At 68.6% G+C, this 14938-nt stretch carries 12 protein-coding genes; 8 read left to right on the plus strand and 4 right to left on the minus strand.

Annotation, left to right across the window (positions count from 1 at the left end; genetic code table 11):
- Positions 1-48 precede the first annotated feature (48 nt).
- Positions 49-1572, plus strand: a complete 1524-nt coding sequence (crtD, locus tag J7U37_RS08445; RefSeq protein WP_247635420.1) for a 1-hydroxycarotenoid 3,4-desaturase CrtD — start codon at positions 49-51, stop codon at positions 1570-1572.
- Complete coding sequence (locus J7U37_RS08450; RefSeq protein ID WP_247635421.1) at positions 1530-2429, plus strand: carotenoid 1,2-hydratase; 900 nt, start codon at positions 1530-1532, stop codon at positions 2427-2429. The genes crtD and J7U37_RS08450 overlap by 43 nt, the downstream gene beginning before the upstream one ends.
- Positions 2430-2436: 7 nt before the next feature.
- Here the strand turns inward: J7U37_RS08450 and J7U37_RS08455 are convergent, their stop codons facing one another.
- The 4 genes from J7U37_RS08455 to J7U37_RS08470 form a co-directional block, all read right to left on the minus strand.
- Positions 2437-2604 (minus strand): hypothetical protein, encoded by a 168-nt coding sequence (locus J7U37_RS08455; RefSeq protein WP_247635422.1) that lies wholly within the window; start codon positions 2602-2604, stop codon positions 2437-2439.
- Positions 2601-3692 carry a phytoene/squalene synthase family protein gene (locus tag J7U37_RS08460; RefSeq protein WP_247635423.1) on the minus strand — a complete coding sequence of 364 codons (1092 nt, stop codon included), beginning with the start codon at positions 3690-3692 and terminating at the stop codon, positions 2601-2603. Before J7U37_RS08460 ends, J7U37_RS08455 begins: the two co-directional genes overlap by 4 nt.
- Positions 3673-5199 carry a phytoene desaturase gene (locus tag J7U37_RS08465; protein WP_247635424.1) on the minus strand — a complete coding sequence of 509 codons (1527 nt, stop codon included), beginning with the start codon at positions 5197-5199 and terminating at the stop codon, positions 3673-3675. The genes J7U37_RS08460 and J7U37_RS08465 overlap by 20 nt, the downstream gene beginning before the upstream one ends.
- A 1218-nt stretch (positions 5200-6417) precedes the next feature.
- Positions 6418-7050: a LysE family translocator gene (locus J7U37_RS08470; protein WP_247635425.1), complete on the minus strand. Its 633-nt coding sequence runs from the start codon at positions 7048-7050 to the stop codon at positions 6418-6420.
- A 380-nt stretch (positions 7051-7430) separates the two neighbouring features.
- On the opposite strand from J7U37_RS08470, the gene J7U37_RS08475 reads away from it, so the two are divergent.
- The 6 genes from J7U37_RS08475 to J7U37_RS08500 all read left to right on the plus strand — a co-directional run bounded on the left by J7U37_RS08475 (position 7431) and on the right by J7U37_RS08500 (position 14938).
- Complete coding sequence (locus tag J7U37_RS08475; protein ID WP_247635426.1) at positions 7431-8486, plus strand: ABC transporter substrate-binding protein; 1056 nt, start codon at positions 7431-7433, stop codon at positions 8484-8486.
- Between the two features lie 63 nt (positions 8487-8549).
- A complete protein-coding gene (locus J7U37_RS08480) occupies positions 8550-9479 on the plus strand; it encodes an ABC transporter permease subunit (protein ID WP_056186633.1) in 930 nt (309 codons plus the stop codon).
- On the plus strand, positions 9476-10291 hold the full coding sequence (locus J7U37_RS08485; protein WP_247635427.1) for an ABC transporter ATP-binding protein: 816 nt from the start codon (positions 9476-9478) through the stop codon (positions 10289-10291). Before J7U37_RS08480 ends, J7U37_RS08485 begins: the two co-directional genes overlap by 4 nt.
- A gap of 49 nt (positions 10292-10340) precedes the next feature.
- Complete coding sequence (locus J7U37_RS08490; protein ID WP_056479464.1) at positions 10341-11879, plus strand: amidohydrolase family protein; 1539 nt, start codon at positions 10341-10343, stop codon at positions 11877-11879.
- A gap of 43 nt (positions 11880-11922) precedes the next feature.
- Positions 11923-13533, plus strand: coding sequence for an ABC transporter substrate-binding protein (locus J7U37_RS08495; protein ID WP_247635428.1), 1611 nt, complete (start codon positions 11923-11925; stop codon positions 13531-13533).
- 7 nt (positions 13534-13540) lie between these two features.
- On the plus strand, positions 13541-14938 hold the full coding sequence (locus tag J7U37_RS08500; RefSeq protein ID WP_247635429.1) for an amidase: 1398 nt from the start codon (positions 13541-13543) through the stop codon (positions 14936-14938).

Raw genomic sequence — 14938 nt, forward strand, 5'->3', positions numbered from 1 at the left:
ATTTATTGACACTCGTCAAGGTCGATTGGTGTGACGGGAGAGGCGCACGTGAAGGTCGTGATCATCGGAGCCGGCATCGGAGGTTTGGTGGCGGCCCTGCGGCTGGCCCATGCCGGGCTCGACGTGACGGTGATCGAGCAGGCCGTTCATCCCGGCGGCAAGATGCGGCGGGTCCCGGTCGGGGGAACGGCCGTCGATGCCGGCCCTACGGTCTTCACCATGCGGTGGGTGTTCGAGGAGATCTTCGCCGAATGCGGTGCGGATCTCGCCGCTTATGTGCGTCTGGAACCGGCCGGGATCCTGGCGCGACACGCCTGGGGGCCGGACGAGCAGCTCGACCTCCATGCCGATTCCGAGGCCTCCGAGGCGGCGATCGCCACCTTCGCCGGGGCGCGGGAGCGGGACGGGTATCGCCGCTTCCGCACCCGGGCCGCCGAGGTCTACGCCACCTTGGAGCGACCGTTCATCCGGGGCGAGCGCCCGAGCCCGATCGACCTGACGCGACAGGCCGGGCTCTCGGGCCTCGGCGACCTCTGGCGCATCCAACCCTTCACCACCCTGTGGAGCGCGCTCGGCGACTACTTCGCCGATCCGCGCCTGCGGCAGCTGTTCGGGCGCTACGCGACCTATTGCGGCTCGTCGCCCTTCGCGGCGCCCGCCACCCTGATGCTGGTGGCGCATGTGGAAAGCCAGGGGGTCTGGCACGTCGGCGGCGGCCTCAGCCGGCTGGCCGCCGTGGTCGCGGATCTCGCCGCCGACCGGGGCACGCGCTTCCGCTACGAAACCTCGGTGCGCTCAATCGCCGTCCAGGGCGGTCGCGTGGTCGGGGTCGACCTCGATGACGGCGAGCGGCTGGCGGCGGATGCGGTGGTCTGCAACGCCGACGTCGCGGCCCTGGCCGACGGGCTTCTCGGGCGCGAGGCCGCCCGCGCCGCCGACGCGGTACCGGCCGGCGATCGTTCGCTCTCGGCGGTCACCCTGTGCCTCCAGGCGCGGACCAGCGGTTTCCCGCTCGCCCGGCACACGGTGTTCTTCTCCGGCGATTACGCGGCCGAGTTCGCCCGCATCCGCGCCGGGCACCTGCCGGACGACCCCACCGTCTATGTCTGCGCGCAGGATCGATCCGACCGCGCCGCTCCGTCCGACCGGCCCGAGCGCCTCCTCTGCCTCGTCAATGCCCCTGCCCGGCCCATCGGCCCCTCGGAGATCGAGACATGCGTGACCACGATGCGGCGGCGCCTCGGCGCGAGCGGCCTGACCCTCGCGGAAACGGCGGAGCCGGTGACGACGGGACCGGCGGATTTCGCGTGGCTGTTTCCGGGGACGGCGGGGGCTCTCTACGGCCGAGCCTCCCACGGCTGGATGGCGTCGTTCAAGCGGCCTGGAGCACGCACCCGGATCCCGGGCCTGTACCTCGCCGGGGGGAGCATCCACCCGGGGCCGGGGGTGCCGATGGCGGCGCAATCCGGGCGGATCGCGGCGGACAGCCTGCTGCGGGACCGGACTGGCGCCCGCGCTTCGATACGCGGGTGGATCGCGACGGCTACATCTGGTGGTACGTCGACGCCCTGAGCGCGGACGGGCGACAAGGTTTGACCATCATCGCCTTCATCGGCAGCGTGTTCTCGCCCTACTACGCCTGGGACCCGACGCGCGATCCCTTCGACCACTGCGCCGTCAACGTGGTGCTCTACGGCGAACGAGCCAACCGCTTCTGCATGACCGAGCGGGGGCGCGCCAGCCTCACGCGCGATGCCGACCACATCGCGATCGGCCCGAGCGGGCTGTCGTGGGATGGCACGACGCTGACCATCCGGATGGACGAGGTGACGGCGCCGATCCCCAAGCGGGTGCGCGGCACCGTGCGGCTGCGACCCGGCGGCATCACGCCCGGGCCGCATCACCTCGACGCCGCGGGCCAGCACCGCTGGTGGCCGATGGCGCCGTCCTCCCCGGTCGAGGTCGCCCTCACCGAGCCTGATCTGAACTGGCGCGGCACGGCCTATTTCGACACGAACCACGGCGATACGTCCCTGGAAGCGGCGTTTCGCGATTGGACCTGGTGCCGGGCGGACCTGAAGGACGGGGCGGCGATCCTGTACGACGTGCATCGCCGTGACGGCTCGCGCCAGGACCTGACCCTGTGCTTTGCCGCCGATGGGACACCCCGGGACATCGATCCGCCCCCGCGCGCCGCGCTTCCGGCGACGCGGGTCTGGCGCATGCCGCGGCAGACCCGCAGCGACGACGGCCGCGCCGACATCGTGCGGACCTTCGAGGACACGCCGTTCTATGCCCGCTCGCAGCTCAGCACGACTCTACGCGGCGAGGCGGTCCGGCCGATGCACGAGAGCCTGTCCCTCAGGCGATACGCGAATCCGCTGGTTCGCCTGATGCTGCCGTTCCGGATGCCGCGCCGGGTGGGGTGATCGTCGGTCAGCCCGAACCCTCTCCAGACCGCTCGGACGCCTCCGCCTTCTCCAGGGCGGCGGCACGGTCGCGCCGAATGCTGCGCTTCAGGACCACGAGCTGCCAGATCGCCAGCCCGAGGGCGAGGGCGAAGACCAGCCCGATATCGAAGACGGCAAAGAGCGGATCGCTCACGGGCCGACCGGCACCGCGCCCTCGCGCTCCCGCAGGGTCTCGATCAGATCGAGGACTCGGGCGACCTGACCGGGCACGTTCCACCAGGCCGGCGGCACCGGCACGGGCTGGGCCGCGACGGCCTCCACCAGGAAGGCGGTTTCGGCGAGTGGCGGAGCCGTGGGATCGGGGATGGACGCCAGCGGCAGCAGGGCGCGGGCCATCAGGACGGCCTTGCGCCGGCCGGGCACCCGGGCGCGGATGGCGACGGGGTCGAGGTCGCCCCTTTCCAGGTCTCGGCCGATCTCGGCGTAGATCAGGCGGGCGGCGCGAATGGCGGGCCGGCAACCGGCGGGCAATCCGGGGATGCCGGCCTCGGCCCGGGCGTAGAGCGCATCCGCGACGGCGAGCAGGCGGGCGACCAGGGCCTGGAGTGCGGGGCTCGCGACCGGGTCGGCGAGGAACGCGTCCGAGTCGAGGCCGACCTCCCGCATCCAGGAGAGCGGCAGGTAGAGCCGTCCCGCCCGGGCATCCTCGCCGATGTCCCGGGCAATGTTGGTGAACTGCATGGCGACGCCGAGGTCGCAGGCCCGCGCGAGCACGGCGGCGTCGCGCACGCCCATCAGCACGGTCATCATCGCGCCGACGCTGCCGGCGACCCGCGCCGCGTAGGCGGTCAGGTCCGACAGGGTCTCGTATCGACGCCCCTGCGCATCCCACGCCAATCCTTCGATCAGCGCGCCGGGCAAGGCCTGCGGCAGATGATGGGCCGCGACCAGATCGGCCATCGCCCGGTCGGCCGGAGCGTCGCTGGGGGCTTCGTCGTAGATGCGGGCGAGGCGCGCGGCGAGGCGGGCCAGGGCCGCCGGCCGGTCGCGAGCCTGTGCGTCGTCGACGGCATCGTCGGAGAGGCGGCAGAAGGCGTAGAGCCCGTAGGCCGGGCGGCGCACCCGGGCCGGCAGCAGGGCGGAGGCGGCGAAGAAGCTGCGAGAGCCTGTTCGGATCGCGGCCCGGCAGGCGGCATGATCGGCCGCATCCGCGTGCGGAATCGCCCAGAGCGGCGCCCGCACCGGGGCGTACCGAACGGCTTCAAGCGTAGAGACGCGCATCCGGCACCACCGTGTCGAGGACTTTGGCCGAGGACAGGACGCCGGGCAGCCCGGCGCCCGGATGAGTGCCCGCCCCGACGAGATAGAGGTTCTTGAAGGCCGACGAGGCGTTGTGTGGCCGAAACCATGCAGATTGCGTCAGCACCGGTTCGAGGCCGAAGCCGGACCCACGGAAGCTCAGAAAATCGCTGGCGAAATCCGCTGGTGTCGTGACCCGGGAGGTGACGATCGATCCGGACAGCCCCGGCATCACGGTGGCGTCGAGGCTGTCCGCGATGGCCTGCCGGTAGGGCTCGGCACGCTGCGACCAGTCCTGCCCGCCGGCGAGGTTCGGCACCGGCGACAGCACGTAGAAGGCGTCGCAGCCGGGCGGTGCCAGGAGCGGATCGGTGGCGGTGGGGCGATGCAGGTAGAGGCTGAAATCCGGCGCCAGGACCTTGCGGACGAAGATGTCGGCGATGAGCTCGCGATAGCGCGGCCCCATCAGGATGGTGTGATGCGCGAGGTCGGGGAATTTGCGGTTCGTCCCGAAGTACCAGACGAACAGCCCCATCGAGGAGGACGAGGCCTTGAGCTTCGCCCGGTGCCAGGATCGCCCTGCCCCGCCGAGCAGGGTCAGGTAGGTCGCGGCCGAGTCGGCGTTCGAGACCACGATGTCGGCGGGAATGGCGGTCCCGTCGGTCAGCGTCACCCCCGTGGCGCAGCCCGCCGCCACGTCAATGCGGGCCACCTCGGCCCGGTAGCGGATCGTCCCGCCCTGCCCCTCGATCAAGCCCACGAGGCCGTCGACCAGCCGTCCGGTCCCCCCCATGGCGAAGTGCACGCCCCAGCGGCGCTCGAGGTGGGCGATGAGGCAATAGATGGCGCTGGCCCGAAAGGGAGAACCCCCGATCAGGAGCGGATGGAAGCTGAAGATGGTGCGCAGGCGCTCGTCCCGGATATAGCGCGCCACCAGATCATAGACCGAGCGATGGCCGCCGAGGCGCAGCAGGGACGGGGTGATCCGCAGCATGTCGCGGACGGAGGAGAAGGCCACGTGCCCGAGATCTTCGAAGCCGACCCGGCAGATCGCGGCGCTGCGCTCCATGAACCGTTCGTAGCCGTCGACGTCCTCGGGCGAGAACCGCGCGACCTCGGCCCGCATCGCTTCCGGATCGCCGCTGTAATCGAAGGTGGCGCCGTCCGGGAAGCGGATGCGGTAGAACGGCAGCATCGGCGCCAGGGTGACATCGTCGGCCATGCGCCGCCCGCACAGGGTCCACAATTCCTCGAACAGGAACGGCGCGGTCACGATGGTCGGCCCGGCATCGAAGGTGAAGCCGTCCTGTCGATGGACGCGAGCCCGGCCACCGGCCTGCTCCAGCCGCTCCAGCACCGTCACCCGGTAGCCCCGCGCACCGAGGCGCACCGCCGCCGCCAACCCGCCAAAGCCGCTCCCGATCACCACCGCGTGCGAGCGCGGAGACCGGGTCGTCGCGAGGCTCGGTGAGTCTGCAAGTGTCAACATAGAGTGACACTATTCGCGGGAACGCGTCCGTTGCAAGCGCTGATTTGGCCAAACCGTCCTGTCGGTTCGGATGCCGGTTCGCCCATCATACCGATCCGGGCGGATCGGACGCTACGGTTGGAGAACACCAGGTTCGTCGCGAAATCCCTCGGAGGAATGCAGGCCGCCAGGGCCAGGCCAAAGGTCCACTCGGATCGCGCGCAGCGTTTCACGCGCAAGGTTCGAACCGTTGCCTGATGGAAGTGGATCACCCCTTTGTTTGAGAGGATCGGTGAGGGATCAGCGGTCGTCGCGGTGCGAGCGCCCGTTCGCGGCACGGTTCCTCACGTGAGTCCTGCCCCTGTCGAGACCGGATCCGGGTGGTGCGTGATCGACGCGATGCACCCGGATTCTCTACCACTTCGTCGAGATAATTGTACGTTACAGTACAGAAGACATACGGACCGATATTGCAGAATTGTATCACGTTAGCGTAAGACTGCGTAAAAATCCTAGGTATATAAATCTATCGTAAGTTTTTCCCATGAGTTCACAGCCCAAATCGGTTGAAGCTCAACTTTCAGCTGTCTGCGTGAGCGCGCGGAAGGGGCGCCGATCCGAAATTATAGCCGCAACGCAGCAGAGCTTAACCATGAATTTTCGAAGCTGAATAAAGAATTTTGTGCAAGGCAACATTGGGTTTTCGAGGAAATTCAGAAAAAATTGGGTTTTCGGTAGGTCAGGAATAATTTCTGTACAGGCAAGACGGGTAGTCATCAAAACGAATCCTGCCTTGTTGCTATTCATCAAACGGTGTTCCAAGAACAATCCAGCGCATACGCTTCGCCTCCGGTCAGGCATCTGATCGCAAATCGGTTGATGTGTCTTGGGTTTTCTCAGTTTCGTAGCGATTTTGGGCGGAGGATTAACGGTCGCAGTGACATGGCCGGTCATAGGGCTGTGGTCTTTGCTTGCCGCGCCGTTCGGTGCCAGCTTCTTCACCCTGGGTGCGGTTCTGGTGATCGAGCGTCCTGCGGATGCCGCGTCACGGCAGAAAGCCCAAGCGGGTGAGACGGAAGCTGGTCTCGGCAAGCCTTCGGACGCGCGTGGATCGCGAGAGATCATGTCTGCCGACACGAAGGGATCGTCGCGGTAACGGGGACAGCTGGGACTTCGGTCTGGCCCTGATCGCCTCCGCGCGATCCGGACCACCCTTGCGGGAATTGCAGGTCGTTTCCCTCAGCGTCGGGCTTCGCTGGCCATCCGCACCGCGAGGGCGGCCAGCACCGTTCCCATCACCCAGCGCTGGACCATCGCGAAGGACGGCCGGCGCGTCAGGAACGTTGCCATCGCACCGGCGGAGACGGCGATCGCGGCATTGACCGAGAGGCTGAGGACGATCTGTACCGTGCCGAGCACCAGCGCCTGGACGAGGACGCTGCCTTTCGTCGGATCGATGAATTGCGGCAGCAGCGACAGGTACATCACGGCGATCTTCGGATTGAGCAGGTTGGTCAGCAATCCCATGACGAACAGCCGGCGCGGGCTGTCCTCGGGCAGTGTCCGGATCTCGAACGGCGAACGCCCGCCCGGTCGCACCGCCTGCCATGCGAGCCATAACAGGTAGACCGCCCCGGCCATCCGGATGGTGTCGTAGGCGAAGGGAACGGCCAGCAGCAGAGCCGTGATGCCGAACGCCGCGCACAGCATGTAGACGACGAACCCGAGGGCCACGCCGCCGAGCGAGATCAGGCCGGCGGTCCTGCCTTGGCAGATCGACCGCGAGATCAGGTAGACCATGTTCGGCCCCGGTGTGAGGGCCATCCCCAGGGCGATGGCGGCGAAGGCCAACAGGCTGCTCAAATCAGGCATCGGAAGCTCTTTCGCTGCATCGGTTTCAGGCTGGTGATCAGGGTCTGTCCCGGGCCGAGCCGATATTCCGCTCGGGCCGCACGGTACCATCACGTGCCGCAGGGAATCCGGTATCGTCGATCGGCGGCCTTGCAAATTCCGCACCTTCGCCAAGCCGGCGGCCAGGGCGGCAGCCTGGGGCGGTTGGCGCGGCCCTTGCGTCGGCCCACGGGCAGCGCAGAGCCTTTGGCTCTCATGGGTTGGCGTGCCCATCCGAGGAAGCCCGTCCCGGACGGTGCTGCCCGCTCCGACTGCATCATGCCTTCTCCCGATGCAGTCCTGCGTCCGGCAGACCCGAGGGTTCGCGGCCTCTTCGCATTCTGCGAATGTCGGAGAGCATCATGTGCGAACGTGACGGCCTGTTCTTCCAACGCTTTTCCCGGCGCGGCCTCCTTCGCGGGATGGGAACCGCCGGCGCCGCCATCGCGCTGCCTGCCCACTTGGCGGCCCTGATGGCGCCGGCCGCTGCCGCGGGCGCCATGACCACCGTCAAGGCCACCCACGGCTCCGGCTTCTGCAACCTCGGCATGTTCCTCGCCCACGAGCGCAAGCTGACGGAGGCCGATGGAGTTGCGCTGGACTTCGTGGTGACGCCCTCCAATGCCGAGATCACCACGATGTTCGGGGCCGGGCTCGTCGACATGTCGATGATCCCCTACTCGAATTTCATGACCCTCTTCGACGCCGGTGCGCCGGTGAAGATCGTCGCCGGCGGCGGCGTCCAGGGCTGCATGATCGTGGCGCGGGAGGGCATCCGTTCCGCTGCCGACCTGAAGGGCAAGACCCTCGGAACCTTCCAGGCCGACACGCTTGAGGTGCTGCCGTTCGATTACCTGAAGAAGGCCGGCCTGACCTTCCAGGACCTCGACGTGCGCTATCTCGATACCTCGCCGGAGCTGGCCCAGGCCTTCATCGCCGGTGCGGTCGATGCGATCTGCCACATCGAGCCCTATGCGACCCAGTGCCTCCAGTCGCGCAAGGGCGCCACGCTCCTGTCGGATGGAACCGACGTCTACGGCGCCGGCTATTCCGACTGTGTTCTGGCAGCCCGGACGCCGTTCATCGAAGCAAATCCGGCTGCCGTACGGGCCGTGATCAAGGCGCTGTTCACCGCGCAGGCCCAGATCGAGTCCGATCGCGATGCGGCCCTGAAGGACACCGTCGGCAGCTACTACAAGACCACCATGGCGGCTGCAGTCGATGCTTCCGCCAAGCAGCCGGTCTGCACCGACCAGCGCAATCAGACCGACTTCATCATCGCGCGCGGCCAGTCGATGAAGGAGATGGGCTACGTCAAGACGGCGCCGGGCCGCGAGGCCTTCGACTGGCGCCTCATGGAGCAGGTCATCGCCGAGAACCGGCCCCTCTACGATGGGCTCAAGCTGAAATCGGCCTGACGCACCTTGCGGTCACCCGACCGGATGCCGGACCCGATTCCCGATCTCCCGAAAGGCAGCCTCATGGCAGCAACGGATGCCTCCCTCGGCGCGGTGGCGCCGGTTCCCGTGCGCGTGGCCCAAACGGCCCCCACATCGGTGCCCTCCCCGGCGCCAGCGCGATACCCCCAACTCCGCTCCGCTCTGGCGACGCTCGGCTGGAGCATCGCCTCCCTCGGCCTGTTCGCCGGCCTGTGGGAGACGCTGTGGGCGCTCGGCTTCCTCAATCCGCTGCTCCTGCCGCCGCCACACCTGTTCCTGTCCGACCTGCCCGGGACCCTGACCTATTTCGACCGGGCCAATCGCATCGGCAGTCGGGGCGGCGGCGGGGGCGTGATGCCGCTGCTGGCCACCATCGGGTGGACGACGATGCGGGTGACGGTGGGCCTCGTGCTCGGCTTCGTCGGCGGCGTGCTGGTGGGGGCGCTCCTCCACTACATCCGGCTGTTCCGCAATCTCGTCTTGCCCACGGTCCTGCTGCTGGCGCCGATCTCGCCCGTGGCCTGGCTGCCGGTGGCGATCTTCGTCTTCGGGATCGGCGACGTGCCGGCGATCTTCCTCGTCTTCATCACGCTGTTCTTCGCCATCGCGCTCACGACGAGCGCGCAGATCGCGGCCGTGCCGGTCACCTACCTCAACGTCGCCCGCATCATGGGGGCGGATTCCCGGCAGACCTTCTTCCGCGTGGTCCTGCCGGCGATCCTGCCTGGCCTGTTCATGACCCTGCGTCTCAACCTGTTCGCGGCCTGGATGGTGGTGCTGATCGCCGAGGCGGTGGGCGTCGGAAGCGGCCTCGGGCAAATCGTGTCGCTGGCGCGCTCGACCTTCAACGCGCGGCTGAGCTTCTTCACCATGGCGATCATCGGCCTTCTCGGCTTCAGCTTCGACTGGGCCCTGCGACAGATCCAGGCCCGCATGTTGTGGTGGATCGCCCCCCAGGGAGGTGGCCGATGAACACTCCGGTTCCACGTGCCGCGCCGCGCCGCCCGGCCGTGCGCCTGTCCGGCGTCGGCAAGACCTGGACGCCCGCCGGTCGATCTCCGGTCCAGGCCCTGCGCGACATCGAGCTCGACATCCTCCCGGGCGAATTCGTGGTCTTCCTCGGGCCGTCCGGCTGCGGGAAGTCGACCCTGCTCTACATGATCGCCGGGTTGGAACCGGCGAGCGCCGGCACCATGGCGGCGGATGGCCTGCCGATCACGGGACCGTCGGCCGAGCGCGGCCTGATCTTCCAGGACGCCTCGCTGTTCCCCTGGCTGACCATTCTCGACAACGTCGCCTTCGGCTTGGCCATCGGGGCCGTGCAGAAGCTCAAGCGCCGGGAGATCGCCGCCGAGATGCTGCGGCGGGTCGGCCTCGCCGACATGATGGACAAGAAGCCGGACGAACTCTCCGGTGGCATGCGCCAGCGCGCGGCCTGCGCCCGGGCGCTCGCCATGCGGCCGAAGGTTCTCATGATGGATGAGCCCTTCGCCGCCCTCGACGTCCAGACCCGGGCGAAGATGCAGGATTTCCTGCTGCAGATCTGGCGCGACAGCGGCGCGTCGATCGTCCTCGTCACGCATTCCATCGACGAGGCGATCGCGCTGGCCGACCGCGTGGTGGTGTTCACCGCCCGTCCCGGTCGCGTGAAGACCATCGTGCCGGTGGACCTGCCCCGGCCGCGCAATCCCCGCGATCCGCGCTTCCACGACCTGCGCGACCGCTTCGGCGAACTCCTCGCCGACGAGGTCGACCGCGCCTTCGCGGAGCAGGAGGCGCGCTGAGCGCCGTCCACGTCCGCGACCTCCACCCTCATTCGTCCGAAGGATCAGCATGACCGAGATCATCGTCGAGGCCCGCACCGTCATCACCGGCGTTCAGGACCGCCATACCCCCATCCAGCACGACAACGCCGCCGTGCTGGTGCGGGATGGCGTCATCGTCGAGGTCGGCCCTCCGGAGTCGCTGCGCGCCAAGGCGCCGGACGCGGTCACGCATCGTTATCCGCGCCACGTGATGCTGCCGGGCTTCGTCAACAGCCACCACCATGTCGGGCTGACCCCCCTGCAGCTCGGCTCGCCCGACCACGCCCTGGAGTTGTGGTTCGCCACCCGGATCGCCGCCAAGCGCGTCGATCACGGGCTCGACACGCTCTATTCGGCCTTCGAGATGCTCGCCTCCGGCGTCACCACCGTGCAGCACATTCACGGCTGGATGGCGGGTGGTTACGAGCAGGTCCACGGTGCGGCGTCCCAGGTGCTCGGCGCCTATCGCCAGATCGGGATGCGCGCCTCCTACTGCTACGCCGTGCGCGAGCAGAACCGCCTCGTCTACGAGGCCGACGAGGCCTTCTGCGAGCGCCTGCCCCAGCCCATCGCCGGGCAATTGATGGCGCATCTCAAGGCGCAGTCGATGCCCTTCGGCGATTTCATGACCCTGTTCGAGACGTTGAAGGCCGAGAACGAGGGCGAGCGCCTGACCCGGATTCAGCTGGCCCCCGCCAACCTGCACTGGTGCAGCGACGAGGCCCTGCAGACCCTCGATGCGGCGGCCCGCAAGCACGGGGTGCCGATGCATATGCACCTGCTCGAGACCGCCTATCAGAAGGAATACGCCCGGCGCCGGACGGGCAAGACGGCCGTGCGCCACCTCCACGACCTCGGCGTGCTCGGGCCGCACCTGACCCTCGGGCACGGTGTCTGGCTGACGGCGGAGGATGCCGACATCGCCGCCGATTCCGGCACCTGCATCTGCCACAATTGCTCGTCGAATTTCCGCCTGCGCTCCGGCGTGGCGCCCCTCAACCTCTACGAGGCCAAGGGCATGACCGTCGGGATGGGCCTCGACGAGGCCGGGATCAACGAAGATCGCGACATGCTCCAGGAACTGCGCCTCGTCCTGCGGGCCCACCGCACCCCCGGCATGGACGACGACGTGCCGACCTGCCCGCAGGTCCTGCGGATGGCGACCGAGCACGGCGCCAAGACCACCGCCTTCGGCCAAAGCATTGGCCGGCTCGATCCGGGCCGCTTCTTCGACGCAGTGCTGATCGATTACGACCGGGCGACCTATCCCTACCAGGACACCGACATTCCCCTCCTCGACGCGCTGATGCAGCGGGCCAAGACCGGCGCCGTCGATGCGGTCTTCGTCGACGGGAAGATCGTCTACGCCGATGGCCGGTTCACCCAGGTCGATCGCGACGCGGTCCTGGCCGAGATCGCCGAGACGTTGGGCAGGCCGCGCACGCCCGAGGAGGTGGCCCGGCGCGAACTCGGGCGCGCGGTCACGCCCTACGTCAAGGCTTTCTACGACGGCTACCTGCCGGATGCTCCGCGCCAGCCCTTCTACGCCCCGTCCTCGCGCAACTGACGAGGGGCCGATGATCCGCCGCAACACCACGGGGTGCAAAACGATGACGCGTCGAAACCGGGCGGCGCTGGCCGCCATGGCGCTCGGGTCGTTCGGGGCGTTCGCCTCTCCTGCCCAGGCCGAGAGCCTGTTGCGCATCGCCATGACGGCGACCGACATCCCGACCACGACCGGCATGCCGAACAACGGCTTCGAGGGCCTGCGCTTCCTCGGCTACCCGATCTTCGAGGGGCTGGTCTCCTGGGATCTGACCCGGGCCGACCGCCCGGCCACCCTCCGGCCGGGGCTGGCGGACCATTGGGAGCAGGCCGCCGACGACAAGCGGACTTGGCTCTTCCACCTGCGCGACGGGGTCGCGTTCCACGACGGAACGCCGTTCGACGCCGATGCGGTGGTGTGGAACCTCGATCGCTACTTCAAGGCCGATGCACCCCAGTACGAGGTGGCGGCAGCCGGCATCACCCGGACGCGGGTGCCGATCATCGATCGCTACCGCAAGGTCGATGACCGCACCGTCGCGATCACCACCACGATCCCGGCATCGTACTTTCCCTACATGATGGTCTACCCGCTGATGACCGCGCCCTCCTCGTTCGAGAAGGGCGGCCGTACCTGGGCCGGCACCGCGATGCTGCCGGCTGCCGGCACGGGGCCATTCCGGATCACCCGGGTCAGCCCCCGCGAGGCGGTCGATCTCGCGCGCTTCGACGGTTACTGGGATGCGGGTCGCCGCGCGAAGCTCGATCGCATCCGGCTGATGCCGATCCCCGAGGCGAATGCCCGGATCGCGGCCCTGCGGTCGGGACAAGTCGACTGGATCGAGGTTCCGGCCGCCGATGCGATCCCGTCACTGAAATCCGCGGGCTTCACCGTTACCACCGGGTCGTATCCGCATGTCTGGCCGTGGTTCTACAACATCGGCGCCAAGGACAGCCCGTTTCGCGATGTCCGGGTTCGGCAGGCGCTGAACTACTGCGTCGACCGCGATTCCATCGTGAGCTTCCTCAACGGCACCGCCGAGCCCGCAATCGGCTGGCTGAAGCCGGACGATCCGGGCTTCGGCGCGCCCGCAAACCGCTACGGCTTCGATCCGGAGAAGGGCCGATCGCTCCTGGCCGCGGCGGGCTACGGACCGAAGAAGCCGCTCGCCTTCCCGGTCATGATCTCCACCTCGGGGTCGGGCCAGATGCTGCCCCTGCCGATGAATGAGTTCCTCCAGGAAAATCTCAAGCAATCCTGCGGCGTCGAGGTCAGCTTCAACGTGGTCGAGTGGCAGGTGCTCCTCAACGCCACCCGCGCCCTGCCGGATGCTCCAAGTCTGTCCGGGGCGATGGCGCTGAACGTCAGCTCGCCCACCTCGGATGCCGGGGTGATGGCTCGCTACTTCTCCTCCGACCGCTTTCCGCCGAGCGGCTTCAATTTTCCCAACTGGCGGGACGAGACCTTCGACGCCGCGCTCCAGCGCCTGTCCGAATCGACTGATCCCGCCGTCATCGCGGAGGCCACCCGCACCGCGCACGCGCGCCTCGTGGACGATCCACCCTGGCTCTACGTGGTGCACGACCGCAACCCGCGCGCGATGTCGCCCCGCGTGAAGGGCTTCGTCTCCGCCCAGTCCTGGTTCCTCGATCTGTCCCTCGTCAGCGTTCCATAGGCGTCTCATGTCAGACCCCACCGATCTCACCGCCCTGGCGCTTGCCGAGGCCATCGCGGCCCGTCGCCTTTCGCCCGTCGAGGCGGTCGAGGCCCATCTCGCCCGGATCGCCGCGCACGAGCCCAAGCTCCAGGCCTTCACGGACGTCTATGCCGCCGACGCGCGCCTCGCGGCCGAGGGGGCCGACCGGGCGATCCGCTCCGGCCATGCCGTCGGCCCCCTGCACGGGGTGCCGGTGGTCCTGAAAGATCTGATCGATCTCGCCGGGCGGATCACCATGGGCGGCTCGGCCGCTCACCGGGGCCGACGCGCGCAAACCACCGCCACCATCGCCCAGCGGCTGATCGCCCAGGGCATGATCGTGCTGGGCAAGACCCACACGGTCGAGTTCGCCTATGGCGGTTGGGGCACCAACCAGCACCTCGGCACGCCCTGGAATCCCTGGGACCTCGCGGTGGCCCACACACCCGGCGGATCGAGCAGCGGGACCGGCGTGGCCGTGGCCGCCCGCCTGGCGCCCTGGGGGATCGGCACCGACACGGGCGGATCGGTGCGCCTGCCTGCCGCGTTCTGCGGGTTGACCGGCCTCAAGGTCACGGTCGGTCGCGTCAGCACGTATGGAATCGTGCCGCTCAGCACCACTCTGGATACCCCCGGCCCCCTCGGGCGCTCGGTCGCCGACGTGGCGGTGCTGTACCGGGCGATCGCGGGCGCCGACCCGCTCGATCCGTCGACCCGCGGCGTGGCGCCTGCCGACCCGATGCCGGATCTCGGCCGGGGCGTACGCGGCCTGCGCCTCGCGCGGATGCCCGAGGCCGAGCGCACGGGCGTCGCGCCTGCCATGCTCGCCGCCTATGACGACGCCCTCGCGACCTTCGAACGCCTCGGCGCCGAGGTGGTGGAGATCGCCCTGCCCTTCCGCTTGTCCGACCTCGTGACCGCGCAGGCCAGCGCCATCACCAATGCGGAGGCCTACTTCGTCAACGGGGCGCTCGCCGAAGACCCGGACGCACCGCTCGGAGACGCCGTCCGGGCTCGCATCCTGGCGGGCGCCAGCGTTACGGCGCAGGACTACCTCGGCGCCCAGCATCGGCGACGCGATCTCCAGCGGCAGTTTTTGACGGCGATGGATGGGTTCGACGCCCTTCTGACTCCCACCACCGAGACCCCGGCGATCCCTCTCGCCAGCGTCGACGAAGGGCATCTGCCCTCGCGCTTCACCCGATTCGGCAACCTCCTCGACCTATGCGCCCTGGCGCTCCCGAACGGGTTCACCGCGGACGGGCTACCGCTGTCGCTGCAGATCGCCTGCCGGGGCTACGACGAGGCGATGGCCCTGCGCATCGGGCAGGCCTACCAGTCGGCGACCACGTGGCACCGGCGCGCTCCCGTCGGTCTGGCTTAG

Source organism: Methylobacterium sp. 37f, from assembly GCF_023093475.1.
Taxonomy (GTDB): Bacteria; Pseudomonadota; Alphaproteobacteria; order Rhizobiales; family Beijerinckiaceae; genus Methylobacterium.